This window comes from Pseudomonas cedrina subsp. cedrina (assembly GCF_001983175.1).
GTDB lineage: Bacteria > Pseudomonadota > Gammaproteobacteria > Pseudomonadales > Pseudomonadaceae > Aquipseudomonas > Aquipseudomonas cedrina.
Window position 1 is genome coordinate 1 of record NZ_MNPW01000013.1, and the last position, 24,065, is coordinate 24,065.

Consider the following 24,065-nt stretch of genomic DNA (forward strand, 5'->3'; position numbering starts at 1 on the left):
ACTGGAAATAGGGTTCCCTGAGAGCGGTCTTCACCTTGGATATAGCGCATAAGAAAAATGCCCGTATCTTGCGATACGGGCATTTTCTTAAACCGGGCGGCAAATTGCTAGGTTTTCACACAGCCTGAAACGGCGGGTTTTAAAGGCTTCCACGGACTTTACAGGCCGTCAGTGGAACAAGAGATGGTGCCCGAACCCGGAATCGAATCTATCGATAAGCTATTGAAATAAAAAGGTTATAGTTGTTTTTTTTGAGGGTGTTACCCCTAAAGATATCCTATTCTCAGTGACACACGGTGCGAAAGCTCTTGGCGCGCTTTCGGTGAGTACTATCAATAAATCCAATGGTGTGTTGCGACCTTGCATCCATACCCAAAAAACATTTTGACTGGGCTCTAGTACGCTGGTTTTGCAGAGAAATGTTTAAGCTATGCCCCCAATTTTGCCCCCGGTCGCCGCGGTTGAGCGGGCGATTTGGCTTGGCGATTTCTGATGCGGAGCAGGATGGACTTCCAAGGTTTTCAGTGCACGCCAGTCGGCTTGTTCGGAGCATGCCTGATGATTGGTTGCCCAGGGAAGGGCATCAAGCGCACTTTAGGACCGTACAGCGTCCTTGCGCATCTATCATTTCAACTTGATCGCTGCTCGGCAAACCCAGGCGGCTGGTCTACGTGAGCCGTAGCTAGGCGCGCTGTGCGTCGCGCTCGTGACAGTGATGGCACCGGCTACGACTGCCACGACAGCCATGCCGGTTGAGTGAGAATGAATCAGGCCATGCTTGGACTACGGCTCGTCACGCGGATGGCCACGGCCTTGGTGATCGTGCCTTCTGACTCGCTACATTCCGAGTTGGTCGAGCCGCGTGCAGATGGTATGGAGTCGCATCATTTTGCCGGACACCCCTTCGCTCGCGCTCGACAACCTAGCGGGCACTGATCCGGCTGGTTACGCTGGCCTTGAGGATGGTGTCGATTGGCACTGGGATCGCATCTTTGCAGGTGCCGCGTTGACGACATTGCTGGGTGTCGGCGCGGAGTTGGCCGCACCGGAGAATCGCCAAAACGGGGATCGCGTCATCATCGCAGGGCGTGACAGCATGCAGGACAGCGTGAATGAGGTCGGGCAGGAGATGACCCGACGCAACCTCAACATCCAGTCAACGCTAACTGAGCGTCCCAGATTGCCGGTCCGCGTCATCGTCAATCGCGATCTGATTCTGGGGCCGTATCAGCCTCTGTTCTTCGATCGGGGGATATCAAGATGAGCACATCGCGCAAGCTGCGGCTGGGGCCGCTCCCCAAGACCGAGAGCGTCAAGCCGACCATCATGTGCCCAGCGAGATTGAAAGCCGACTTGGACCGCTATGCGGCATTACACGGTCAAGCGTATGGCGAGACCGCCGATGCAGCGACTCTCATTCCGTACATGCTGGAGGCCTTTATGGCAGGGGACAGAGGATTTAAGAAGGGCGACCCGAAATAGCCGCGTAGGACACACTAGGCTTACGGTCCCACACTGCGCATTCGGGGATCCTGAAGCCTGGATCGAGCGCGAGGGACCGGTTCAACTTGGCTAGGGAACAGTCCTCAAGGGCGGCTGGACTGTTAGCCGAGCCGGCCATGGCGTTCGAGTATTCGCATCAAAATGCTGTTCGCATGACTGAAGTTCTCGCGCTGATCGCGAAGCTCATAGGCCCATTTTTCGCCGTGGAAGAGATTGTTGCGTAGGCGCCAGACGATCATCAGAAGAGCTAACATTCGGTCGCGTGGGGTGTCGTTCACCCCTTCAACAACCTCCTGAACGAGACTAAGGTGGTCTGAGGGCCGGAGTTTCAGGTGAGGGAAATGGTGAGTCAATTCACCGTCGGCATAGTAACGATTCCGAAAATAGGCAAGCTCCCCCTCGTAGAGCTCAGCTCCTAGCGTTCCGTCCAAAGTCCAGGCATCGATTCGATCGCGGATGCGATCAGTCCGGGCGTGGTTCTCCATGATCTGTGCCTCGAAAAGACTCCAAAGAAAGGCGAAGTCGAATATGACGCGGCGATCAAGATCTGGTAGGCGCCGAAAGCCGGGGGCTCGGGCTTCAAGCCATTGTTCACTTGCACTAAGTTCCTTGTCAGTCATGGCTCAGTCGTCCAAGTATTCGTTGCGTGGGTCCAAGTTCGAAAAGTCCGTTAGCGTGTCGCAGTTCAGACAGTGGTACATCTGTGATGCATCTTGAAAGTGCATGCCGCACAGGCAGCCGCAGTAGGGGCAGCATTCATAGATCTCAAGGTCGCCCCATTCCCATACCCCAAGATACTCCGGCACAGCGTCACGGTCATAGCCAATTCATAGCCAATGACCTGGAACGCATCAGCGTTCTTGGCGACAAATCCGTCTAGGCCAGCGCGCATGAGAATGGGCAAGATCTCTGCAGGCTCGATTGCGAACCACTCGCCGCGCACATGGGTCGACTCGAAGTGCTGATGAAGCTGGCGTTCAAGCTGAAAGGCATCGGCTACTTCGATCCATCCGAGCAGTTTCAGATCAAGAGGGTTACCGGAGATTGCGCTTACGCTCCTCGATGTTCTTCGCCACCCCGATCTTGATAGGAGAGCATCCGTTTTCATCTTCGCCAATGAAGTAGACCGGCAAGTTACTTCCCCTAGGCCTTCAACCGAGCCGGTCGAGCAGCATTTCGACCATTTCTTTGTTCGAGTAGGCGACAATGTCGAGCGGAAGGTTTTCCTGCCGCATAAGCGCGATTAGGACACAGGCCGTGAAGGCCCAGAATGATGAATCGGCTGGCAGAGTGTAGCCACGGATCATTGCTGTCAGCCGTTCGGTGATCGGTGGATATTCGCTATTGCCCCAACGTGCATGGGGCGGCGTCATCGCATGAACGATGACGGCGGCGAGCGTGATGCCCATCGCACGCTTGTTCTGGACCTGGGCGAAATCGTGTCCGTGTACCTTCGCATAGGCGGCGAGCTCGCTTGTCATGAAAGTTCGGGCATAGGTGTCGCAGGCGATTTCCTCTTCAGGTCGCGTAGAGGGCGCGCGTTTATCGGCGCAGAACATGACGTGCTGGAATTCGTGTAGCAGGGCGAAGGCCAAGGCGAGCGCAACAAGGTCGAATGCCGCCATGTGCTGAATGTTGCCCAGGCCATCACGGTCGGCGCTCGGCAGGGGGATGTCCACCGGCCAGGATACGTCTGAGGTCTGTTCGGCTGTGATGAGCGACTGGGCGGCGGCGATGCGCTGCTTGTAGTCGAATTCATATTGGCCTCGTTCTTCATCGACACTGAGGGCTTGGTCGAGCGGTAACCCGTTGGATGTCGCGACAACTAAGGCTGGTGCGTACACTTCGATGGCCCGCCACGAGCTGAAGCCAAGCAGCCAGAACAAGTCGATCGTCTTAGTGTCGAACTGGATACGTTTCCCGTTGGCATTCATCGTCACGCCCTTTCTACTTGGCGCGACCTCGACGGCATGGCCGTATTGGCTCCAAAGACCGCTGATTTCATCGGCTCGTTCGGGCACGGCGCCGCGGAGGAGATATAGGATGATCGTCCGATCAGATGGCTCATTCGTCATTGTCGTTGTCTATTCTGTGCTCGTGGGGGGCAGGTGGTTGGCGACGGTCACGCGGCTTGCTCGTCACAGGGGGTTTGCCGTCCATCTGTAGATGAGTGATCGATGAGATGACTGAGTTCGCCCAAATCGTGCTGCATTCGATGTCGCCATCGCGTTCAAACCAGTGGGTCGCGCCGGGGATGAGATCAAACGGGATGGGATGTGTTGCCAATGGGTTGTGAAACACTTCCAGTTCCTGACACCAAGCTTCGCCCCACGGCCAGAGTGCTTGGTATTCGGTACTGTCGACGGCAAGATTGAAATCGATAGGCTCTAATGCGCCCGGAGTTCGGTCGAAGAGAATGCCGCGCCTGATCATCGTCAGCCCGGGCGGTCGCCATCCTGCCAAGAAACCCATGCGGTTGAATTTGGCGAGCGTTGCAGAATTACTGAAGATGACGGCCGAGAGGTGTGCGAAATTTGGGTCGCGGAAGAGCCCAGCAGGAATGCTGTGTTGGCCCGTCAGATTTGCGATCGGCACTCCAATCGCGCGACGATCAGTGCCATCGCCGGTGACGTCCGCGCGTAAGCCGTAAAGGTAGGTGGGAAGAGCCTCGCGGCTCCAAACCATGGAGCCGAAATCATGGAAGTCGGCGATCGCTAAGGCGAACGGCTGTCCTTTTACATGGTCCAGTTCATGATAGTTGCGCTGGAGCTTGCCGCGCAGCGTCTTTGCGAATCGTTCCGCCGGGTTGCCTGTGAGCCGTTCAATGCGATCCTTTGGGGCATGAACCCATTTCCCGATGCCGCCGGCGCGTGGAAGCTCGGAGTTTGCTGTAACTGCCTCAATCCAGCATGCGTTACCTTCCTTCTCGATCAAGAAGTCGGGAGAGACATGGTTTTGTCGGACGTTCAAACCCTGCTCACGAAAGCAGCTGAAAAGGTAGAGCTCGAACAGACGGGACGCGAAGTTGTTGGTTTGAAAATCCGAGACGAAATTGGCGTCGGGGTTGGGAAGCGCGAGGTAGCATTCGCCGACCGCCATGAGCGCCGGCAGATGGTTGATCGTGGTTGTCAGCAGCTGGAACTCTGGAGACGTCCCACGCGGCCCCGGTTTCAGCAAATGCGGGCGACGCCTGACTCCTGGCGGCAATGGTTCCGGTGGATCACTGGCACGCATAGCGACGGTGAGTCGGTCTAGTGCAGCCTCGGGTGTGGAGTAGGGCCCGCTTTCATCTACTTTGATCCAACAGTGGTCGATGCGGCGGCGCATGGCCAGATATGTGAAAGCTCCTGTGTCCGGATCAAGAAGAATGCAGCCGGTTACGCCACCAGTTCCGGCCTGATAGGCACTGAAAATATGTGCGGGGTCGAAATTGGGACCGTGTTCGAGCGACAGGGCATAGAGCTCGAATTGGCGCTGGCTGATTAAGGTGAAAAGTCGAGTTTCGCCGGTTGCGGACATGGTCGGCCTCTTAGCCCTGTATGTAGCAGATGCGCGAATTCAAGTTCCTCTTCACAAGGACTCCGTTGCGGCAAGGATGTCGGTGGACTCCCAGTTGTCGATCTGGCGGATGGTCACGAACTCACGGTCCCAGACGCCCCAATTCACGGTCAATGGTGCCTGTGCCAGGGGATTGTGAACATAGGTGATTGGCCGAACCTGACGCGAGAGGTTGCCAAGGCCAACCCGTGACCAGATCACGCCAGAGATATCTGCGAAGCGCTCGTCAAGAAATGCCGAGCGCGGGATCGGATTCCGTTCTCGGTGGATCAAGGGAGAGACGTGAAAGCCTTCTTCGATGACATCGCCTGTATCGCGATCGATAGTGAGGAAAGCATCGCCGATGGGGAACAGCGTCGTCATGATGAGTGGTAAGGGATGTTCGGGGACATAGATGCCGAAGCGGCTGGCGCTGATCGCGACGATGCGAGCGTCTTCCGGGGCGATCACGCCCTGTTCGATATAGCGGCTGATCTTCCTTGCTTTGGTCCAGAATGCCCCGGAGGTCCGAAGTTGCGCTTGACGGATCGGCGCAGCAATAAGGCCACCGCCCTCATTGATCGGCACAGGACGCACAATCCGTTCTGGTCCCGCAGCGCCTCCGTCTGGAGCTATAGCTTCGATCCAGATACGGCGATTCTCTTCAAGCACGCATAGGTCGGGCTGGCCGCCTTTGCGCTGACGGTCGGCGACGGGCAACAATGTGCGCCCCGCCTCAAGAAGTGTGCAACCCAGATACATCTCCCAGAAGCGTCCATCCACGTCACGTGCGAATCCCTGGCGGAAGTCTGGATCGGCATAGGGCTCGTAGTGGGTCCACATCTCTTGCAGTGTGACGCGAAGCTGCTGCTCAACCGGGCTTTCGGCGGCCTTCAGGTTCTCGAACCCCAGATCGAGATTGGAACCGTCAACATCGAATAGGTCGCTCATTGTCTGATTGTTTCCATATGCAAAAGCGCGGGTGAGGGGGTTGACGACAAAAGTTTCGTCATACGGCACTCTATGCTCTCTTAAATGTCTGAGTTATGACTTTTTTAATGGCTGAGATTTGGAGGTCCGATGAGAATTGAGGAGAGTTTTAATCCGATCAAGGATTTTAAGCTGGAGGAACTTGATGATCCAGATTTCAAGGAGGACTCTGTTAGGGAGGAAATTATTCTTCCGATATTGAAGCATTTAGGGTATTCGGCTAGTAAGCCATATAAAATTGTTCGCAGTAAACCGCTTGTTCATCCTTTTATATCGATTGGTAGCTCTCGAAAAAAGATTACCTGCATCCCGGATTACCTTTTTGAAGTAAGTGGTCAGTATTCATGGCTTCTTGAAGCAAAGGCGCCGGACGAAAATATTACTTCAGGGGCTCACGTTGAACAGGCTTATTCTTATGCTATTCATAGTGAGATTCGTGTGCCAATGTTTGCATTGTGTAATGGTCGGGAGTTTGTGCTTTTTAATATAAGTAAGCCGGACCCTATATTGCATTTTGCAATGGATCTGTTGCCTCAGTATCTGGATGAGCTTGAGAGAATTCTGGGTCCAGAAAACTCATTGAGTTATGAGTTTAAGTTAGCAAAGGACCTAGGCTTGCATCTTAAGAGGCTTGGCTTTCATGAGGTCGAGCATTTAATATTTCCAGGTGTTCCTATAAGTTTCATTGCCCAGCTTGATGGCAATATGTTCACAACTGGAAGTAGTACTGCGTTGCCTGGTGGCGACAGCTATGTTGTTTCGCTAGATTTCGGGCTGAGCGCCCTTGCTAAGTTGAAAGCTAAAATACCCGCAGACGCAATGAAAATTCTCCTTGAGCGAAAATCCGAAGGGAGGTCTTGCGTCAGATTTACAAATGCGTCGATATTGACAACTGTGGATTGTCGTGTTGGTGAGAAGCTAGAAGAAAATTCAGATGAGATTTTTATGCCCCTCATTGTAAATAATTTTATTTGACGTGCTCTGTTGCTGGTGAAGTAGCTGACCTCTTCGGTAGGGGTATAAAATTAGAAAAAAATGTACGGCAGTCCACGCAGTTTCGGAATTATGGTCGTTGTAGGCCGTTGGTTGTTGGCAAACAGCCACGTCGAGCGCCCGGTACGGGCGCTTTCTTCTGCCTGATGTTGGCGCTGATGCGGAATTGCCCGACCTGCTTGGGCAAGACTGACCCTGGCATGAATAAGTAGATAGCCAGCACAGACGGCCGCAGCTCAAGGATTTGCTTTAGCGCACCGTTCAGCTCAGAGGCCGGAACGACGGCCTCACCGGCACTGACTGCCGACAAGCTGGCTTCCTTGTAAAGCTTGCGCCACAGGAAAAGCTAGTTGGCATTCATACCGTTGCGCCTGGCGACTACCGAGACGCTCTGCCCGGGCTCCAGGCTCTTGCGCACCATGGACAGCTTCTGCTCGGGGCTCCAGTGCCGCCGCTCTTGACTAAGCAATTTACCGCCACCCTTGTCGTTACTGTTAGTCATAAACATAACCGTCTGCCTACCCCTTCTCTTAAATATCCTGTCTTTCAAGGGGCTCGTTCACGTCTTGAAGAAGCGATGTTCGAGAGAGTGAGCCCGTTCAGTTTTTTAGAGGCTTTACCCGCTTCGCTTTAGAGATCAAGTGATGGGTCTTAATACCGCTATCAGCCTCGGACCGGGATGCGCTGGCTGGGTGATGCTGGCCGGGTGGCGCTGAGGCTTCGATGGGCGCTGCGTTTCGTGCTAGGCGGGATGGCGGACTATCTGCGCGACAACCGCATCGAGGTGTTTCAGCAGTACTGAAGGAGGTGTTGATCCGCACCCCGCTTCATGGCCACGGAACGGAGATCATCCAGCGCACTTGCCCAGCTTGATGGTTTTGCCTAGGGCGAACAGCGTGCTGTCGATGTGCATCAGGTAATCCGCTGACTCTTTAAGTTGCGGGTCGAAGCATTCGGTTTTCAGCCAGCTCTTGTAATCGTTGATACCAGAGACCTGGTTGTTGAGCAATGTGATACGGCGGATGGAGTCCATCTTTTTTTCGTCGTTGCGATCGGCGCGCCATAGCAGGAAACCACGCAGGACATGCTGGTCGATGATGGGCTCGCGCTTGTCGGCAAGGTGGCGGCCAAACTGGTGGAACACCTGTCCCGGGCCGTTTTTCCGCGCAGTGTCGGCATGGGCGCCGCGCACTCCTTCGACGATGTGCATCACCTTCGCCAGGTCGCCGTTCTTCCAAACGATGGAATAGAGCAGCTTTTCCAGCGGTGACAGCGTCCTGGCGCTGATTCGGGGGTGGAGCTCGCCCTCGCCGGTCAGCAGCCCGTCGGCTATCAGGGTGGCGATCTCATCGCTGTTGATCGAGAGCCGCAGTTCCGGGTAGTCCTTACGGTCCAGTCGATTGACATGAAGGTCGGGGCGCTGGGAGACGATGGCCGAAAACTCATCGGCAGAGCGTGCCCGTAGAATGTCGGCGAACACCGCATCGACCAGCTTCAGGGCTTGGACGTTGTTCACCTTCAAGCATCCTCGCCGACGTTGTTGTAGGTCTTGCGGTTGACCAGCCAGGGCAATGCTGGCTGGCTGCGAACGTGCTTGTAGCGGCCCCTGGCGAATTCATAGGTTTTCAGTTCTTGGAAATAGCGACTGCGCCCGTGCCATTCATAGTTCACGAAAAATACCAGCAATGGCTTGTCCGCGTGTTCCCATACCCCGTGTGTGCGCTCCAGCGCCATCTGCAGCTCATTTACCCTGGTGTAGCCGATGAAGGTCTGAAACACTGCATCATCAGCGCGTTTCAGCAGCTTTTCGAACTCATTGATATCGGTATGGGTGCGTTTCCATTCCCATTCCACATAGGACAGGGTTGGTTCCGGAAAACGTATGACTGCATCGGTACGGCCGCCTTGCTCGAATAGTGCGCGAGCGCCGAGCAGGGTCGCGCATTGCCTGACCACCAAGCCGATATGAATAGTCCAGTTGGCAGGGTTGGCCATTGAGTGCTCCTCTGTCACGGGAAAGTCTCGATACCAGAGGCAGTTGAAGAGGGTTACGAAATCTCGTTCGATGCGTTTCACCCGCATTCCTTGCATGGGGCAGGAGGAGGGGGGCATCATATTGCAATAATGTGGCGATGGCACACCGCCCCATAATTACTGTTGCTGCAGGGCCATTTGTTTGCCGTACCTGCGCGTTAGCTGCAGTGTGCTGAACTGCTGCGTCAGCAACGTTTAGACGGTGGATACAGCAATATCGGGAGGTTGTCCCCGGTCCAGCCAGCGCAACTGGAATTTCACGGCTGTCGTGGTGCCCATCGACGCCAGTGCCTTGTTCATCCAGATGATGGGTCGTAGTTTCGAAGCATTTCCCGCCCCTGGCGCCGCTGCCTTGCCTGGTCGGGCTCCATGGCCAAGACGGTACCGTTCCCAGCCATGGCAATACCCGAAGCGATCACCTGTTCTACCGGCGCGATGTCGGATGCCGCCGGCAACCATCAGCGGCATTTTCGTCACGCCCTGCAAATCTCTGGCAAAGTCGATGAAGTAGGCTTTCTGGGCTAGCTAGTTTCAGTTCTGGCACACCTCCATCGCGCTCACAATGCTCTCCGCCATATCGCGCCAGCACGCTTTCTCTGAAATTTGCCTGACTAGGCCGAACAACTGATGCCTGGGTGCGAAACCTCCGCCGATCAGCCTGTAGCAGCTCGAGCTCTACCGTCGGTGAGTTTATTGGTGAGAATGCCGCGTCCTCGATCTCCAGCGGCAGGGCATTGGTGAGCTCCCGCACCAGTTCGTGAAAGGGCATTGCCAGGTAGGAAGGGGTTTTTCGACGATTCGCTCTTCAGAAAGAGTGAGTGGCCAGCGTTTCCGCCGCGGCCTCAAGCGACGAAAAGCTGTCCAGGCGGTTACGAGTCATTTAGCGCGCCGACTATGTGTCATATCCAGTACCACCACCGCCACGCGTCCCTGCGTGGCAGCCTTGCTACGCTCGACCAGCATCATCTTCAGCTGCTCCGGGGAGCTGGGGGGCGGGCTTCCGTCTGCTGGACGGCGAGGTTTTTTGGAGTGCTCGCCAAACCACAGCACCAGGTAGATGCCCAGGCCCGAGCCATTGTGGAAGCTGACATAGCCGTCATCGAGCTGCTGGTCGGCCGCGTTCCAGAGTTGCCCGTTCCAGGCACGCTTGATTTCGATGGGCAGTGTGATACCCATGGTTTCGCACATGATGTCCACGCGTTTTTGGTCGACCACTTGTCTTTCGGGATCGAATCGGATACCTGCCGTTACATGTTCGAACATACCGATCAAACGATCTCGGCAACGTCCTTCTAGTTGTGGCGTCTCGCCGTCGTCCATGTAAAACAGCTTCCAAGAGCTGAGCTCGTCATTCTTGATCCGGCGCTGTATATCTTCCAGTTGTTCGAGAATGAAGGCCAGCAAATCGGCCCCGGTGCGCGGTGGTCCGTCAAACTTAATTGCCAGCAACATTTCCAACGTGAGTGGCTGGTATGCTAGTTCTTGACCGTTCTGGCGTTGTAGGGTGCGGCGTTCACACAGGTAATCGGTGTAACTGTCACGGGAGGCTTCGCACAGGAGGTCCATGGCCGAGTGTGCTTCGTTGGTTTGCTGCTCGCTTAGTTGGAAGATTAGGCGTTGCAGGTATTCACTTGGCGGTTTCGACCAGTCTTCATCGATTAGGTTGCCTTTGAGCCAGCCGATCATGGGATACCAGCCCCGGAATCTTTCGATGATCCAGCTGGTGGTGGCCACACTTGGAGTGTGCATCTGAAACTCACTAAGTGCCAGCAGTAGTTCAGGGTTCACCGGTGTGCAGTCGAGTAGCGCCGACTTTTCCTCGAAGTTCACGATGAGTTGCGCGGCCTCAATGAATAGCGGCATGGGGCGAGAATTTCCCGAGCCCCAATGCTGCAGAGCTCGGGGGACGGCGCGTGGTTCATTGGAGGCCAGATGCTGTAAGCACCAGTACTGCGCGGCCTCGGGCAGGTCCGGTCGGCACTCCAGCCAGTCGCTTGCCAGTTTAGTTAGGATTTTCTCGGTTTGCTTGTAGATCTCCGGGTTAGCTGGATAAAGCTGCGGGATGAACTCGCCGATGAGCAGGCAGGGTTCGAACCAGAGCTTTATGGCCTCCATCAGAAGCTTGCGTTCGCCTAGCGTCTTGTACACCAGCGTTTCCAGCGTGTCGGGCGCCTTGAAGGGGAGCTGTTTGAGCGAAAGAAAGATGGCGAACAGCGCTTCGGTCGTTAAGCATTCCAAAGAGATTCGGGTGCGCACGTGCTCGATTGCCGCAGCCAGGACGATCTCTGCTGAAAGCTCTGTCAGCGCCACGTCCTGGTCGTTGCGTTTGTACTGGCTGAGTAGGGCGAAGTGCTGGCTGATCGCTTCAGCCGATAGGCGTGCTTGAATATTTCGTAGGTAGTTTTCGAAACCTTGGAAAACGGCGGTTGCCAATTCGTCACCTGCCCACTGCACGACAGCGCCATTTCCGGCCCCTGCATCAAGGTTATGGCGAGATCCGCGCAGGTAGGCTTGCGCCGGTATCATCAGGTACCGCTGGTCGCCTTTACTTATGGCGGCCATTGCTGCCTTGTGCTCATTCAGCCGGGTAGTTGCGTCGTGACGGTCCTGTTCCGCGCGGGTCCGGTTTTCGCGCAGTTGTCGTTCCCGATTCGCTTGCCGACGGAAGTCCAGTTCGATGTTGCTTGCCCACGCCAGCCTTTGAGGGTGGCTGCCGGCAAACAGCAGCGCGGAGGCGCGCAGTCGCACGCCGTGCTCGTTGTCGTGATGTATGAGGCTTATCAGCGCCTTCCAGCGCTCGTCCTCTAGATCGTCGGCGTCCAGCCTCGCCAGCATCTCGATCGCGTCGCTTTCCGAGCAATCAAGACCGATCTCTTGCAGCCGCTCATGGCGTTCGTCAAGGCTTTCACCATCTGTGCAGTCGAACAGCACATGTTGTTGAACTGCGCGGCGAAAGGCGTGGTCTGCGGCCAGACGCTCAGTGATGGAGGGATCCAGCATTGGGTAAAGCGGAACTGAACAGAGGAAGCTGAACGCACGCCAAGCTTGCGCCGGGGAGAGCGTACTGTCCGTCATCGCCGCCAAGGTGAGGGCAGTAAGCAGTTCGCGAAACTCGTCAACCTGTCTGGTATAGAACTCGGTACTGAATAGCTCTGCGGGAGCCTGGTCGATCAGGCAATTCAACAGTGACGTGCGTCGCGACGCCGGAAAGTCGGACTTGACCGGGGCGAATTTGTCCCACAGCTCACCGAAGCGGTCGTTCTGGTCTGAGCAGCCAATGATCAGCGCGGCGAGTAGTTCATTTTCGACACCGTCGAAATCGACCAGGCAAGCAAGGTCGAAGGCTAACCTTACGGAGTCCGGATCGGCACCTGCGTGCAGGGCGCGAATGCACTCAAGGGACTCATCACCTGACAAGAGGGCAAGCAGTGCTTGTAGTGCTGCTCGACGAGCGCCATACACATCCGTACTGTCGAGCATGACGGCCGACAACCGGTTCTTGAACGGCTCTAGCTTCGCCGAGGCGTCCAGCGATTCGAGAACAAGCAGGCGCAGATGCACTGGCTTGCTTCGACCTGCACCGATGTTTACCAGCTCGCCCACCAAGCCTTTGCTGGCCAGTTCAACGGCAGCGCCGGGTCGCCACCAGGAAAGTGCCATTGGATTACTCGAATAGCACTCTTCCAGTTTTTCTAGTAGTAGGGTGGTTGAGGCTGGATCAAGCCCGGCCAAGTCCGCGTTCTCGATGACGCCTGCTGGGTCCATGCATATCACTCGTTGGGCCAGCTTCGGGTTCATGCACAACCATGCGTGCATGCCCCGCAGGCCAGAGGGCACGATGCCATGCTGATGGAACATCGCAAGCAGCCGGCTCCGGGTTATGCGAGACAGAGGTTCTTGTGCCAGCCAGTGAGCGGCCAGGTATTCGGCAATGCTGCGGTGGATGCATTCGAAGCGATTGGCATCAAGCACCCTGAACAAGCGGGTGCCTAGCAAGTCTTCGATCCGATCGGTGTTTGGCAGTTGCCTCAGTTCGATGATGGAGACATCGGTAGATCGGGCAGGTTGTGCTTGGCGTGAAATAACTGTGTGGCCCGTCAGCAGAAGTGCCGCACAGACTGCACCGGCCAGCTCGACGGCGTCCTTGATGGCGAACGCTTTGTTTGTCTTCAGATCATTATGTTCGCTCACAAGTTGTTCCACTGCGTGTCGGAACAGCTCGGAGCGACTGACGGGCAGTTTGCCATGCTTGGCGCTTTCGGCAATCAGTTTCAGCGTATGTGGATTGCCAAGCCAGTGGGTGAGGCCGAAGCGCTCGAGGTGTGACAGAAGCGTGATGACCTGCTCAGAGGGAAGGTATGCACGCAAGAGTGCTTGGATACCTTCGTCATCGAGTGGTTGCAGGCGCAACTCGGTTGGTTCCTTGCCGTAGGCGGCCTGGATCCAGCGTGCATGCTTTGCGTGCGACCAATCCGAGGCACGGCAGGAAATAATGAAGGGCGGGCAGCTGCGTCTCTTCAGTTCCTGCAAAACCGCCTTCAGCGCATTGTCGGCAGCGTCTGTTGTCTCGTCGAGCGCATCTATCAGCATGACTGTCGAGGCAACGTTGCCAACCAGCTCGATCTCGTCGGCTCGCACGATTTGCCAACCTGCTTGTGAGGCCAGCTGTGCGAGCAAGCGGCTTTTCCCCATCCCAGCCTCGCCCAGTATCACTATTGGGGCTTGATGTGGGTCAAGTTCACTATCACGAAGGGGGGCGTGGCGCCCATGTTGGTGCACCAGGGTACGCGGGATGAAAGGAAGTTCCTTTTCCATAGCCTGTTTCTTCAGTCAAAAAATTCCGTCTAGGTTAACCCGCTCGTCGACATCGATGAAGCGGCGGCGTAAGGGGAAGTGGTAATCCGGAGCAAAAGTCGGAGTGCTGGCGGACGAGGTTAGAGACATACTGCGCTTTGCCAGCAAACCTCAAGGATGCCGCGCACTCGCAGGAAAGCTTGCCATCATCACTAGTGCCGCCTCCTGTATCGGTCGCGCTGCGGCGAGACTGTCCGCCGAGAAGGGCGAGTGCCTGGTGCTCACCGCTCGGCGCCAGCCCGAGGTGTGAGAAGTGGTCGACCAGCCTATGCCGTGAGCAAGGCCGGGCTGTCCCAGGTGGTCACCACCGAATGCGGCGAGCGGGAATCCGCGCCAATTCCATGCTGCTCCGCGGCACCGAAACGCCGAAAGCCTGGGCCCAGATCGCTGCATCATGTGCCCCCTGACGCTTAGCTCGGCCCGCGGAGATTGCCCAGGCGGCTCTGTTCCTCGCCAGTGACGCGACCAGTTACGTGAGCGTGCTGGTCACCCTATGAAAATGCGCGCGTACCGGTGCCGTTCTGACCGTAGATGACGGCGAGGTTCGAGTTGCCGAATGGAAGATTGGCTCAGGCCTTAATGGCGTTCAGGCCATGTACGTCGAGAATTTCATCGATCCTAACTGGAGGTCTGGTTGCGGCCTGGGACAATGTGTCCAGGACTATGCTCAGAAAACCTGGGTAAGGTTGGCCTTTGGCCTCAAGCTGGAAGAGCCGAGAAAGCTCCTTAATTTCCCCTTCGCTCAGCTGGCGCTTCGCATCGATCATCATGCGCGCAGCAGCCTGCAGCCACTTCGGGCGACCATTTAGCCAAGACTCAAAGTCATCCATCACTACCGGCTATTGTTCAATCCTCGACATTCTCTTATCTCACGGCTAAATCTGTGAACGTAGGCGTGAGATGGCTTTTGGCCAGTATTTGGCTAGGAGTTTTGCAACAGAATGTAACTTGGGGAAATGGGCCTCAGATAAGAGACATGCGTGAGGAGGGGGATGATCGCCACTTTGGCTCTGGTGGCCTGTTAATGTGCTATTAAAAAGCTACTTCAGGGAGAGGTGAAATGGAAAAGCAAGCGTCCGGCCAACCAGACTTGCATGATTAAGCTGGATGCCACCTGCGTAGCAGCAACTCTTTAATCTCACTCGCCCGCTGCGTCGGCACATCTTTGAGATAGGCATACGGATCGTACCCGTTGTTGCGAGCCTACTGGACCAAACTCATGATTGCAGCGGCGCGTTGCCATCTGGACCGCCTATGCCACAGCCGTTGGTGCACGAACAGCCGGGAGCCGAATGGCAGAAGTCCGTTGTTCGAATCACTGTCTGGGCGTGGCGAGTTTTGCTAGGACGCTCCAACTGGCTCGATTACACACCAGCAGAGCGTTGAGTCGGCGGGGGGCAATCGGTGCCGATCAGAAGCCATGGGTGGTGAGTGGTCAAGGGCTAGTGTGGCGTCGTTTTTGAGTAGCGCCGGAAAGTGGGCATGCAAGCCCTGGGCGTTACTCACAAGTCCAAACGCTGAAAGCCGTTGGTGCCTCCAACCACTGTCAGCTATCGAGGCCCAGACGAGCGATTGCCTAAGTTGCATCCTAGACCAAATTTTTCTCACTGCATTGACGTAGCCATGAATGCATGGTAACTGTATGTATATACAGTTATTTTGAGGTCTTGGCTTTGGGTTAACCACAAATGGTTTGGTCTGTAGTTGCGGTGTGAAGGCCTGACGTAACGATCGGCCAGGCAATCTTCAGATCAAACTCGAGTTTATGGACACCATTTTGCTCACCCGATCGCCGCGAGAGGCGACACTATCACCGCTATTAAATATATCAAGGCAGATAAGATATGACTGAATTCCGAAACGTCACGCGCCTCTTTTCGATGGAAGGCGCTACACATTTATATTCCAGCGACCCGGCGATGCTCACTCCGGCTGACATCTACACCGCCAGAGAAAATCCTGCGGTTTTAGCTGAGCTTCAGAACTGCAATCTGTATCTGATAACCCGACGTTTTCGCATTTTTATCAATCCAGAAAAATTCAGGTTCGAAGGCGATACGATCATCGGGGAGTTTCTGGTGCGTCGCCTAACAGGAATAGCCTCAATCCCCTTCAAATATAAGATCAACCAGTGCGCCGAGCCGAACGATTCCAAAATACTAGATGTTGCGGTCAATGCAAACGGAGCATCGATGCTGGTGATGACGCCAGTTGGTGATCGTCATATCACAGTCAATGTGGTCGTTGCTAATGCCGAAAGCACCTTGATAGCTGAAGACACGGACATGGATGTCCTCTACGTTGGCCAAGGCATCGGCAGAAAGCGTTCCAGGACAGCCTTGGACCGGTTGCAGTCGCATACGACGTTCCAGAGAATTCTCGCTGAAACATCCACGTATTTCCCTGAGTGGGAGGTATTGGTGTTGTTGTATCGATTTGAACATGGGAGAACCATTATCAGCAATGGTGGTGATTTTAATGTAGAGCCTCAGGCATCTGACGAGCAGGATTCAGCACACTTTAACGAGCTGAGGAAGGTGACGCTCAAACGCCATCAAGTTGTTTCTTTGGCTGAGGCAGCGCTGATTAATTACTTCAAGCCGCGATATAATCAGCTTCTTAAATCAACCAGCTTTGCGGCAACAAAAAAAATAAAAGTTCTTGAGCAATTGATGAGCGCCGGAATCACAGGCTTGATTGTTGAAATTTGTACGGTGAATCTACGTTCGCGTATTGGGACTTTCGATGCGACACCAAAAGGGCTTGACGAGATCATGCCTGAAGATTGGGCTGACGGCCGAAATCTAGAAGTTGAAGATCGGCCTGAATGGCTAGAGTATCTGATGCGAATGCTTCATACGCATCATGCTCAATATGCGTTGACAACACCTGGTGAACGTGAATCGTTCCTTCACGGTACGGTGTTTAACGGGCAGACAGAGCGCTTCAATGATTGGGGGGCATGAAGTCGGAGCCAGTATTGGCTCGCCCCCCACTACCAGCCAATTCTTTAAACGATCACCGAAAAGAGTTCCACCTATAAATTTCCTGATGGGGCCAACTGCTGAGTAAAATCTCTTTGGATCCAAGAATTAGTGGGATGATCATGCCGACGATCGATTTCAACAACATCCGCAGTGCTCCAAAAAGTAAGAACGAAAGCTTTGAATCCCTCCGGTGCAACTTTTTCGACACAACTGCGACGCGCCTCCGGGCCCTGATTTCTGCAGTCTGCGAGGTGGTGGCGGTGGTAGTGGTGTGGAAGCTTACTTTCAGGCTCCAAGTGGAAGTGTCTAGGGCGTGCAGGCAAAATATTTCTTTCAACTGGGGAGCAAAGAGCTCGAGCAGATTTCAAAGTCGCTCGCCGCAGCCGGCCTGAACCATCCAACCCTTACGGAGTATTGGGTTTACATTTCTTTCGATCTGACAGGCCGGGCCGGGTTGCCGGAGGCAAGCGCGGACAAGGTAGGTCGAGCGATTTGAGGCGTGGCACGCGGTAGCGGAAGGCAAGCTAATCCGCTCTCGGTCGAGAGCAACAACTCCGATCGGCTGTGTTCGACCAAATATTTGCATCTGCGTAATTGGTTTGCTGGGCTTGGAGGTTTCTACGAAACCAGAGGCGATTCAGTGCATCCATGCCCGAGTCTTTTAATGAGCAGCAGGCTCGGCAACCGACTGAGGGGCCTAGTCAGCGTGCAGATCTGTTGTTATCTGACTAGTGCCTAGCCACTGTACGAATGCGGGGAAGATTCTGTCGGTTGTCTGACGCCAGAAATTGGCATGGACGCTTCCCTTGGAAGTCTTCCGCGTAGGGCCTATGCTACTGGCATCTTGACAGCCTGGTGGAGCCAGGCAGTGACAGGGAGTCCTGATGGCTATAATCGTCCGCGTTCTCAAAGCGAGGCATGGAGACTGCATTCTCGTCAGCCATGAGGGGCCTGGCGGGGTGTTCAATCTGCTGATAGATGGAGGAACGTCTACGACCTTCAGGTATGGGCCACGGCAGCTTTACGCCGGTGCGCTGTGCAATACCCTCGATGATTTGAAAGTCAAAGGACAGCACATCGATCTAGCCATCCTCACCCACATTGATGACGATCACATCAATGGACTTATTAAAGCCTTTGAGAAGCCAGGTTATCTAGGCGATATGGTCAAATCCATCTGGTTTAATTCTTCGCGATTGATCACACATCATTTTGATATGCCCGAAATACCTGAAAATAATATTGAGCTGCTTGATGACAATCCGCAAACATCGATCAAGCAAGGAAAAGACCTGGAAGAGTTGCTTGATAAGATTGGCTGCGTTCGAGCTCCGCTTGTAATGGCAGGGCAAACGTATAAAGCTGGTCCCTTTACGTTCAAGGTATTGTCGCCTAGTCGTGAGCAACTTGTGAAGTTGTTGCATGTATGGCCTTCCGAAGTTGATTCAGGAAAAACCTCGGTGCACGGCACTGATTATAATTTAACACTTCAAGATATCTGGTCAGACGATAAGTTTTATCCTGATGCCTCTGTTTACAACGGCAGCTCTATAGCATTTATACTCGAAGCAGATGGTAAGCGCATGCTTTTTCTGGGCGATGCGCACGAAGGCGTAGTATGCGATAGCTTGCGGGCTGATGAGTACAGCGAAACCAACAAACTTCAATTGAATCTTGTTAAGTTGTCGCATCATGGAAGTCAATACAATACCAGTAGCGATTTGTTAGAGCTGCTGGATTCACCGAGTTATATAGTGTCCACCGATGGGTCTAAGCATGGGCTTCCGAACAAAAGGACAATAGCCAGGATCATCAAGTCTACGCAGGGTAAAGTGTATTTTAACTATGATCATGTGGTCGCTCCCCTGCTACAGGCTCATGAAATTGAGGAGTACTCCTCTCGTCTAGAAGTGCTCGATGATGAAATCAGATACTAATATGACAGTTTCGGAAATCATGCAGTCATACTGCGTAATGGTTAATGGCGGCAGTGGTGTTCTGGTAAACGCTATGACGCAAGAGTATTCCTACGTGCTCACGGCCAGGCACGCCGTGTTCGAGGAGGGCGCCCACAATGTGGTGATAGATCATAATCAGGATCCCATTGAAGTGCTGGGCGTCTTGGTTTTCCCTAAGGAGGGTCTGGAGGAGCCCTTAGATTGCGCAATATTAACAATTACGCATCAACCAGGCCTGTCGCAGAAATCTTGGAATGCCGCTCACTTGCCACCGCTGGCCAACCTTACCTTTGTGGGTCTTCCAGAAGCGGAAAGGGCGAGTTCAAAGCCAATTACGCATTGGACTGGCCACTCAGCGAGCGTGGTTAACGAACTTATAACACTTGCGCTGGAAGGTATCCCGGGCAAGGACATCATTCAAGGGATGTCTGGAGGTGGTGTATACCATGTAGATAACGATTACCCGTATCTGGTGGGCGTGGAGTTCGAAATGGAGGCCAGTCGCTTGGATCACCAGTTTGGTCGCGTCGATTGTCATGGTCTCGCACGATACAACGAACTCATCACCCTCCATTCAAGTGCGCCAATGGTTCCGCCACATATGGAGTGCTTTTCGAGAGTGCGGGATAGGATTTTCGCATTCAATGTGATTGATCCCACTAACGTTCAGCATCTGAAATCTGCATTAATTGGTTTCGCAGACTCATTAATCGAGAGCGGAATGCCGCCTCCGTATGAAATTATGAAGCACTATGATGTCCAGTTATTGATAGACACGGGGCAGTCCAGCGTGCTGGAGGCACGAGAGTTGTGGATTGCATATTTAGAGTTTGTGGTGATCTCCGCACTCATGGACGGTGCTGGAGTCGCGGATAACGGCTATATCAGCGGGATCGATAAGAAGCGTCGTCTGCTGTATACCAGCGACGTCACCAACTGGCTTGGCCGTTTGGATGAAATTCTCAAAATTGCTCGTAAGTTGCTCGACAAAAACGGCACCCTCGTGGTCGCCTCGCCTGATGCTGCAGCGCAACCCTTTCCTCCAGACTTTGTCCTTAAGAACGTAATTGGCAATATTGCAACCATCCCGAACCAAGGCCCATTCTCTATTGATGAAATTGAGAGTGCGATTTACACCAGCTATAAGCTCACTCATCTGGAAGGTTTGCGCAAAAGCTGCGTCATCGAGAAAGAGTTTGACTATCGCAGTTTGGCTCCAGGTAAGGTTCAACTGCTGGAGCTTAGGAAGAAGTTGAATGAAATTATTAATTAAAGATTACAATTTTGAGTTTCTGACTGCTGAGTTTGATGGCATTGAATTTCACATGTTTCGCTCAGATGATTCGCTGTCCTATATTTCGTGTATTGCTTGCCTGTGTAAAAAACCGTCAGATATCGTAGCGAACTGGCGGGTGATCCAAAACCTTGTTTCGGTTCACCACCAACCTTCAGGAAACCTCGCTGTGTGGAACGTGTATATCGCTTTTGTGACGATCGGCACTGTGCCGATTTGGGATAAATACCAGATCGAGAACAACAAATACTCTGCTCGTAAATTGATAATTGATGGGTATGCTGAATTGCCCGCGGTTGAGCAATTGACTGGCTGTTTGGAAGAGCAGCTCCTAGGATCAGATTTGACGCTGGATCCTCGTGTTGCGGAAACCCGGGAACCATTATTGTCACTGGAATACTTTGTTCGGGGTGCGCCGTTAGATCAAAAGATTGAGTCCAAGGAAAAGCGCGCGTTAATGATAAATGAAATCATAGAATCTCTGAATAAAAATGAAAATCAAAAAAGTTGAAATTGAAGCATTTCGTGCTTATAAAATGAAATCAGAAGGCACATTCGATTTTACGAATGCTGATGATCTTCCTTCTAATTTTGTTGCGATATTTGCCCCTAATGGATTTGGTAAGAGCTCGTTTTATGATGCTGTCGAATGGGCAGTCACGAATCATTTGGAGCGTTTAGGTGGCGACTACAATAGAGTCAATTATGAAGGCGCCGCCCGCGCGACCAAAGATTTAGACAAGGGGCAGGAGATCCTTCGAAATAAATACGTCAACGACGACGTTAAAACTCGGGTGGTTGTTTCAACTACGCTGCCTATTCCGTTTAAACGAGAGTTGGGAAAGCTTCGCATAAATGGGCGAGACTTGCGCTTTGGAGAGAAAGGTCGCGAGAACGATTATTTTCGGCGTGTCATTTTAAGTCAAGATGAGATTGACAGATTCCTCCGAGAGGCGAAGCCGCATGAACGCTATACCAAGTTTATGGAAAATTTCGGCGGGGAAACTGAAAAAGTCCGAAAGGAATTGACTGCACTTATCCTTGATAACAAATCTGAGCTGCTAGCTCTGGATTCCCAGCGTGAAGCCATTATCGCCGAGCTGGACCAGCCTGTTGACCTCTCCATCTTTTATAGTTTCAATGCATTAGCTACACAGCTAAACGCTGGTGGTGAGAACATCTTGCTCGCGGACGAGAATTTTTCCGCGCAGGCTGAACACGAACTGAATGCAAGCCTTGTCTCCCGACAGCATGAGTTAAGCGTAGAACGTGAAGCTAATGTCCGGGCGGTTGACACTCTTGCTGATAGATTGGTAAAGATTCCCGAAATTGAACTTAATAGCCAATTTCTCATCGATCAGAAAGCTATTTCAGAGCGTCTTGATCAGGGCGTAAAAGATGCAGGCGGCTATCAGGAACTGCTCAACGCTCATGAAAAAAGCACAAGCGATGTCCAGGAAGCAAGTCAGCGTTCGGCAAATATTCTTGATGTAATCAATCATTCTGTTGTGTTCTTTCAGTCTGAATCACGCCTCAATGATATCGCCCAACGTCAAATAACGCTGGGAGATATCCAACCAGGTCATGCCGCACAGTTGTCAGGGTTTGCAAAGGCTTTGAGCGATCTTAATCTGGAGCTCAAAAAGGCTGATGATCGCGCTGCATTTCTTAGGAACTCCATCGATAATGCTGGGCCGATATATGCAGAGCTAACATCACATCGTGCGCGACTGAGAAAGACGTTTCGGTTCGCTTGGATGCAGCAAAGTTGGATCAACTTCAAGCCAACCTGAAGCTTGTTTCAGGTTTCAAACTTACTGCAAACTTTATCTTGTCTGCAGTTGAAGGCACAAAATATTTAGGTCAAGAGAAAATTGAGCGCTTGACTAAGTGTTTTACTGAGTTGGAATCCATTGATCTCCACGACAAAACTGTGCATGCGACTCAAACAGCCTTGGCTAACCAGATGGGTGTGCACGAACGTTTGATTTCCACCGGCCTTGACTACCTCAGCGCATGGCCGTCAAATATTTGCCCGCTGTGCAGCGCCCCCCACGAAGATGCCGAGAAGCTCAGGCTGAAAGTTAAATCTCAGACTCTGCTATCGCGGCTTAGTCAAGAAAACGCGGAGCTCCTCGCACAGTCCGAAACACGTCGTAAGCAACTGCTCGATGAAGTGAAATCTATCACGCTAGTGGCGGAAGAGGCACATGGGCAGCAGTTGGCTGACCTTCGCGGAACAATCAAGGAGTTGAGTGCAAGACTGGAGCTAGTTGAACGAGAAAAATCTGATCTGGAGGTGGAAAAGCGCGCCTTAGAGGACAGAGTCAACACACTCGATAAGACCGTATGGAGTCTCGCACTCGATGAGCTCTTAACCCGTGCTCAAGGCGAGATCGATCAGCTTTCACTCAAACGTTCCGGACTTGTAACTCGTCAAACTGAGTTGTCTGAAGAGATTGCACAGCTCAATCGAAAGATTTCACAGATTGATACAGATTTGCAGGTTCTGACAACGGAAGGCGACACCCTTAAGTCTCAAGCGTCCTATCTGCTTGTCTCTCAGTACTTGGTAAATAATGGTATCAATTCAGCCCAGTTGGCTGAACATTGTCAGGTCGAGAAAAGTAAATTTGAATCTCAACTTGCTAACGCCAAGGCCGTTACTGGTGAGCTGACGACTCAGTGCAGTGCACTCCAGCAGAAGATGCTGTCCGATGGGACGTGGGTGAGTTTTGTCCAGCTACGATCTCAGAAAGATGGGCTTGATCTGGAATTGGCTCGCGCTCAGTCCGCAATCAACGCTTTCTATGAAAGCCTTGCCACGTTGATTGTTGTTCGCTCCGAGGATCGTTTAGACCAAGTCAAGGCACTGATCACCAGTGAACTCCAGACCCGCCGCTTGCGCACCGAGCAACTTGAAACCGCTGAAAACAGTTTCAAACTGCTGTTGGAGTTGATGGCGTCCTTTAAACCCTACATCAAGCGCTTATCCTTTCAAAATGAGTTGGCTGAACTGGAAGTGGAGCTAGATCAGCGAAGCCAGGTTGACATGCTTCTGAGTACGGAACGGTTGGCTGTGATCGAGCAGCTGAAGACGTTGATTAACAATTTCTTCTATGAAGATCTCATCAACGTTATCTACAAAAAAATTGACCCGCATCCATCCTTTAAGAAAGTAGAATTCAAGCCAGATTTTGACTCTGATAAACCAGGTTTGAACATTGTAGTGAGTGACGAAGACGGGGTTTTGATTTCGCCAATATTGTACTTCAGTGCTGCTCAGTCTAATATTCTCAGTCTCAGTGTGTTTCTGGCCGGCGCGCTTCATGCCAAGGATGATAAGGGTAATCCGATTGATGTCGTGATGATCGATGATCCTATCCAGTCGATGGACTCCATCAATATTCTCTCAACTATTGATCTTTTGCGCAGTATCTGCCTGCAGTTTGATAAGCAAGTTATTATCTCTACGCACGATGAAAACTTCTTCGGCCTTCTGCAGCGCAAGATTCCAGCTGAGATTCTGGGAGCAAAGTTCCTGCAGTTGGAAAAATTTGGAGTGGTAGTGCCTGTCGAGCCATTCCTAAATTAGCACTTTATCTCGGAAGGGATTAATTCGCCCCTTCCGTGATACACCGCCCGACGACGGAATATTTAGGCGGTCTGACATAGCGCGGTATCTGCTAATCAACCAAATTAAGGAAGTTGTTGTTAGCTGGAGGAGGCTGCAAATTAGTTTGTCGTCTCGAATCAGATAGCCGTTGAGTACGCTGGTTTCACGCCGGCCTTGGACACTGCAGGTCCAAATATTTTGAAATGAAAGCTGTTGATGATGCCGGTATCGAGTGCGCTTTCGGAGATCATTGCTACAGCCTCTGAATATGCGTAACTATCGCGGCTTAGTAGAGTTCC

The 24,065-nt window shown here is 53.0% G+C and carries 19 protein-coding genes and 3 pseudogenes; 10 read left to right on the top strand and 12 right to left on the bottom strand.

The features are described 5' to 3' along the window. Positions 1 to 856 precede the first annotated feature (856 nt). Together BLL36_RS23900 and BLL36_RS23905 are read left to right on the top strand one after the other, a co-directional pair. Positions 857 to 1,264, top strand: a pseudogene (locus BLL36_RS23900) (TrbI/VirB10 family protein); the annotation flags it as partial. Beyond that, positions 1,261 to 1,482: a DUF2274 domain-containing protein gene (locus BLL36_RS23905; protein ID WP_076954077.1), complete on the top strand. Its 222-nt coding sequence runs from the start codon at positions 1,261 to 1,263 to the stop codon at positions 1,480 to 1,482. The pseudogene BLL36_RS23900 and the gene BLL36_RS23905, both read left to right, overlap by 4 nt. A 122-nt stretch (positions 1,483 to 1,604) precedes the next feature. Here BLL36_RS23905 and BLL36_RS23910 read toward each other — a convergent pair whose 3' ends face one another. From BLL36_RS23910 to BLL36_RS23930, 5 genes are all read right to left on the bottom strand, one after another. Beyond that, complete coding sequence (locus BLL36_RS23910) at positions 1,605 to 2,123, bottom strand: hypothetical protein (RefSeq protein ID WP_076954078.1); 519 nt, start codon at positions 2,121 to 2,123, stop codon at positions 1,605 to 1,607. A 65-nt stretch (positions 2,124 to 2,188) separates the two neighbouring features. Continuing rightward, positions 2,189 to 2,611 carry a GIY-YIG nuclease family protein gene (locus tag BLL36_RS23915; protein WP_231998997.1) on the bottom strand — a complete coding sequence of 141 codons (423 nt, stop codon included), beginning with the start codon at positions 2,609 to 2,611 and terminating at the stop codon, positions 2,189 to 2,191. Positions 2,612 to 2,654: 43 nt separating this feature from the next. Further along, a complete protein-coding gene (locus BLL36_RS23920; RefSeq protein ID WP_076954079.1) occupies positions 2,655 to 3,578 on the bottom strand; it encodes a phage exclusion protein Lit family protein in 924 nt (307 codons plus the stop codon). Continuing rightward, entirely contained in the window at positions 3,568 to 5,022 is a 1,455-nt protein-coding gene (locus tag BLL36_RS23925) for a hypothetical protein (RefSeq protein WP_076954080.1), read from the bottom strand. The genes BLL36_RS23920 and BLL36_RS23925 overlap by 11 nt, the downstream gene beginning before the upstream one ends. Before the next feature lie 51 nt (positions 5,023 to 5,073). Further along, the gene (locus BLL36_RS23930) at positions 5,074 to 6,060 is read right to left on the bottom strand and encodes a hypothetical protein (protein WP_197678459.1); all 987 of its coding nucleotides are present in this window, start codon (positions 6,058 to 6,060) and stop codon (positions 5,074 to 5,076) included. A gap of 60 nt (positions 6,061 to 6,120) precedes the next feature. Between BLL36_RS23930 and BLL36_RS23935 the strand changes: the two genes are divergently transcribed. Further along, positions 6,121 to 7,005: a type I restriction enzyme HsdR N-terminal domain-containing protein gene (locus BLL36_RS23935; protein ID WP_076954082.1), complete on the top strand. Its 885-nt coding sequence runs from the start codon at positions 6,121 to 6,123 to the stop codon at positions 7,003 to 7,005. Between the two features lie 247 nt (positions 7,006 to 7,252). Here the strand turns inward: BLL36_RS23935 and BLL36_RS31375 are convergent. The 3 genes and pseudogenes from BLL36_RS31375 to BLL36_RS23955 form a co-directional block, all read right to left on the bottom strand. Then, a pseudogene (locus BLL36_RS31375) lies at positions 7,253 to 7,525 on the bottom strand (transposase); the annotation flags it as partial. A 345-nt stretch (positions 7,526 to 7,870) separates the two neighbouring features. Next, positions 7,871 to 8,539 carry a hypothetical protein gene (locus tag BLL36_RS23950; RefSeq protein WP_076954084.1) on the bottom strand — a complete coding sequence of 223 codons (669 nt, stop codon included), beginning with the start codon at positions 8,537 to 8,539 and terminating at the stop codon, positions 7,871 to 7,873. A 2-nt stretch (positions 8,540 to 8,541) separates the two neighbouring features. Further along, on the bottom strand, positions 8,542 to 9,018 hold the full coding sequence (locus BLL36_RS23955) for a hypothetical protein (RefSeq protein ID WP_076954085.1): 477 nt from the start codon (positions 9,016 to 9,018) through the stop codon (positions 8,542 to 8,544). Between the two features lie 408 nt (positions 9,019 to 9,426). Between BLL36_RS23955 and BLL36_RS31105 the strand changes: the two genes are divergently transcribed. Next, a complete protein-coding gene (locus tag BLL36_RS31105) occupies positions 9,427 to 9,582 on the top strand; it encodes a hypothetical protein (RefSeq protein ID WP_157697308.1) in 156 nt (51 codons plus the stop codon). Positions 9,583 to 9,933: 351 nt separating this feature from the next. Here the strand turns inward: BLL36_RS31105 and BLL36_RS23960 are convergent, their stop codons facing one another. From BLL36_RS23960 to BLL36_RS30770, 3 genes and pseudogenes are all read right to left on the bottom strand, one after another. Beyond that, complete coding sequence (locus BLL36_RS23960) at positions 9,934 to 13,872, bottom strand: NACHT domain-containing protein (RefSeq protein WP_076954086.1); 3,939 nt, start codon at positions 13,870 to 13,872, stop codon at positions 9,934 to 9,936. Positions 13,873 to 14,480: 608 nt separating this feature from the next. After that, the gene (locus BLL36_RS23965) at positions 14,481 to 14,741 is read right to left on the bottom strand and encodes a hypothetical protein (RefSeq protein WP_197678461.1); all 261 of its coding nucleotides are present in this window, start codon (positions 14,739 to 14,741) and stop codon (positions 14,481 to 14,483) included. A gap of 268 nt (positions 14,742 to 15,009) precedes the next feature. After that, a pseudogene (locus BLL36_RS30770) lies at positions 15,010 to 15,150 on the bottom strand (transposase domain-containing protein); the annotation flags it as partial. 605 nt (positions 15,151 to 15,755) lie between these two features. On the opposite strand from BLL36_RS30770, the gene BLL36_RS23970 reads away from it, so the two are divergent. From BLL36_RS23970 to BLL36_RS30180, 6 genes are all read left to right on the top strand, one after another. Next, positions 15,756 to 16,877, top strand: a complete 1,122-nt coding sequence (locus tag BLL36_RS23970; RefSeq protein WP_076954087.1) for a hypothetical protein — start codon at positions 15,756 to 15,758, stop codon at positions 16,875 to 16,877. 905 nt (positions 16,878 to 17,782) lie between these two features. Next, on the top strand, positions 17,783 to 18,835 hold the full coding sequence (locus tag BLL36_RS23980) for a ComEC/Rec2 family competence protein (protein ID WP_076954089.1): 1,053 nt from the start codon (positions 17,783 to 17,785) through the stop codon (positions 18,833 to 18,835). Beyond that, on the top strand, positions 18,816 to 20,129 hold the full coding sequence (locus BLL36_RS23985) for an ABC-three component system protein (RefSeq protein WP_231998968.1): 1,314 nt from the start codon (positions 18,816 to 18,818) through the stop codon (positions 20,127 to 20,129). The genes BLL36_RS23980 and BLL36_RS23985 overlap by 20 nt, the downstream gene beginning before the upstream one ends. Continuing rightward, positions 20,113 to 20,661 (top strand): ABC-three component system middle component 1, encoded by a 549-nt coding sequence (locus BLL36_RS23990; RefSeq protein ID WP_076954091.1) that lies wholly within the window; start codon positions 20,113 to 20,115, stop codon positions 20,659 to 20,661. Before BLL36_RS23985 ends, BLL36_RS23990 begins: the two co-directional genes overlap by 17 nt. Further along, positions 20,642 to 21,943: an AAA family ATPase gene (locus BLL36_RS30175; protein ID WP_083735323.1), complete on the top strand. Its 1,302-nt coding sequence runs from the start codon at positions 20,642 to 20,644 to the stop codon at positions 21,941 to 21,943. Before BLL36_RS23990 ends, BLL36_RS30175 begins: the two co-directional genes overlap by 20 nt. Next, complete coding sequence (locus tag BLL36_RS30180; RefSeq protein ID WP_083735324.1) at positions 21,919 to 23,745, top strand: hypothetical protein; 1,827 nt, start codon at positions 21,919 to 21,921, stop codon at positions 23,743 to 23,745. The genes BLL36_RS30175 and BLL36_RS30180 overlap by 25 nt, the downstream gene beginning before the upstream one ends. Here BLL36_RS30180 and BLL36_RS31785 read toward each other — a convergent pair. Continuing rightward, positions 23,737 to 24,036, bottom strand: a complete 300-nt coding sequence (locus BLL36_RS31785; protein WP_130925997.1) for a conjugal transfer nickase/helicase domain-containing protein — start codon at positions 24,034 to 24,036, stop codon at positions 23,737 to 23,739. The genes BLL36_RS30180 and BLL36_RS31785 overlap by 9 nt on opposite strands. Positions 24,037 to 24,065 lie beyond the last annotated feature (29 nt).

Excerpts from the sequence above, each read along its gene's own strand:
- BLL36_RS23920 (WP_076954079.1), bottom strand. The coding sequence starts at position 3,578 with ATGACGAATGAGCCATCTGATCGGACGATCATCCTATATCTCCTCCGC.
- BLL36_RS23915 (WP_231998997.1), bottom strand. The coding sequence starts at position 2,611 with ATGAAAACGGATGCTCTCCTATCAAGATCGGGGTGGCGAAGAACATCG.
- BLL36_RS23955 (WP_076954085.1), bottom strand. The coding sequence starts at position 9,018 with ATGGCCAACCCTGCCAACTGGACTATTCATATCGGCTTGGTGGTCAGG.
- BLL36_RS23905 (WP_076954077.1), top strand. The coding sequence starts at position 1,261 with ATGAGCACATCGCGCAAGCTGCGGCTGGGGCCGCTCCCCAAGACCGAG.
- BLL36_RS23985 (WP_231998968.1), top strand. The coding sequence starts at position 18,816 with ATGATGAAATCAGATACTAATATGACAGTTTCGGAAATCATGCAGTCA.
- BLL36_RS23980 (WP_076954089.1), top strand. The coding sequence starts at position 17,783 with ATGGCTATAATCGTCCGCGTTCTCAAAGCGAGGCATGGAGACTGCATT.
- BLL36_RS23910 (WP_076954078.1), bottom strand. The coding sequence starts at position 2,123 with ATGACTGACAAGGAACTTAGTGCAAGTGAACAATGGCTTGAAGCCCGA.
- BLL36_RS23935 (WP_076954082.1), top strand. The coding sequence starts at position 6,121 with ATGAGAATTGAGGAGAGTTTTAATCCGATCAAGGATTTTAAGCTGGAG.
- BLL36_RS23965 (WP_197678461.1), bottom strand. The coding sequence starts at position 14,741 with ATGGATGACTTTGAGTCTTGGCTAAATGGTCGCCCGAAGTGGCTGCAG.
- BLL36_RS23960 (WP_076954086.1), bottom strand. The coding sequence starts at position 13,872 with ATGGAAAAGGAACTTCCTTTCATCCCGCGTACCCTGGTGCACCAACAT.
- BLL36_RS23925 (WP_076954080.1), bottom strand. The coding sequence starts at position 5,022 with ATGTCCGCAACCGGCGAAACTCGACTTTTCACCTTAATCAGCCAGCGC.
- BLL36_RS31105 (WP_157697308.1), top strand. The coding sequence starts at position 9,427 with ATGGCCAAGACGGTACCGTTCCCAGCCATGGCAATACCCGAAGCGATC.
- BLL36_RS23990 (WP_076954091.1), top strand. The coding sequence starts at position 20,113 with ATGAAATTATTAATTAAAGATTACAATTTTGAGTTTCTGACTGCTGAG.
- BLL36_RS23970 (WP_076954087.1), top strand. The coding sequence starts at position 15,756 with ATGACTGAATTCCGAAACGTCACGCGCCTCTTTTCGATGGAAGGCGCT.
- BLL36_RS30175 (WP_083735323.1), top strand. The coding sequence starts at position 20,642 with ATGAAAATCAAAAAAGTTGAAATTGAAGCATTTCGTGCTTATAAAATG.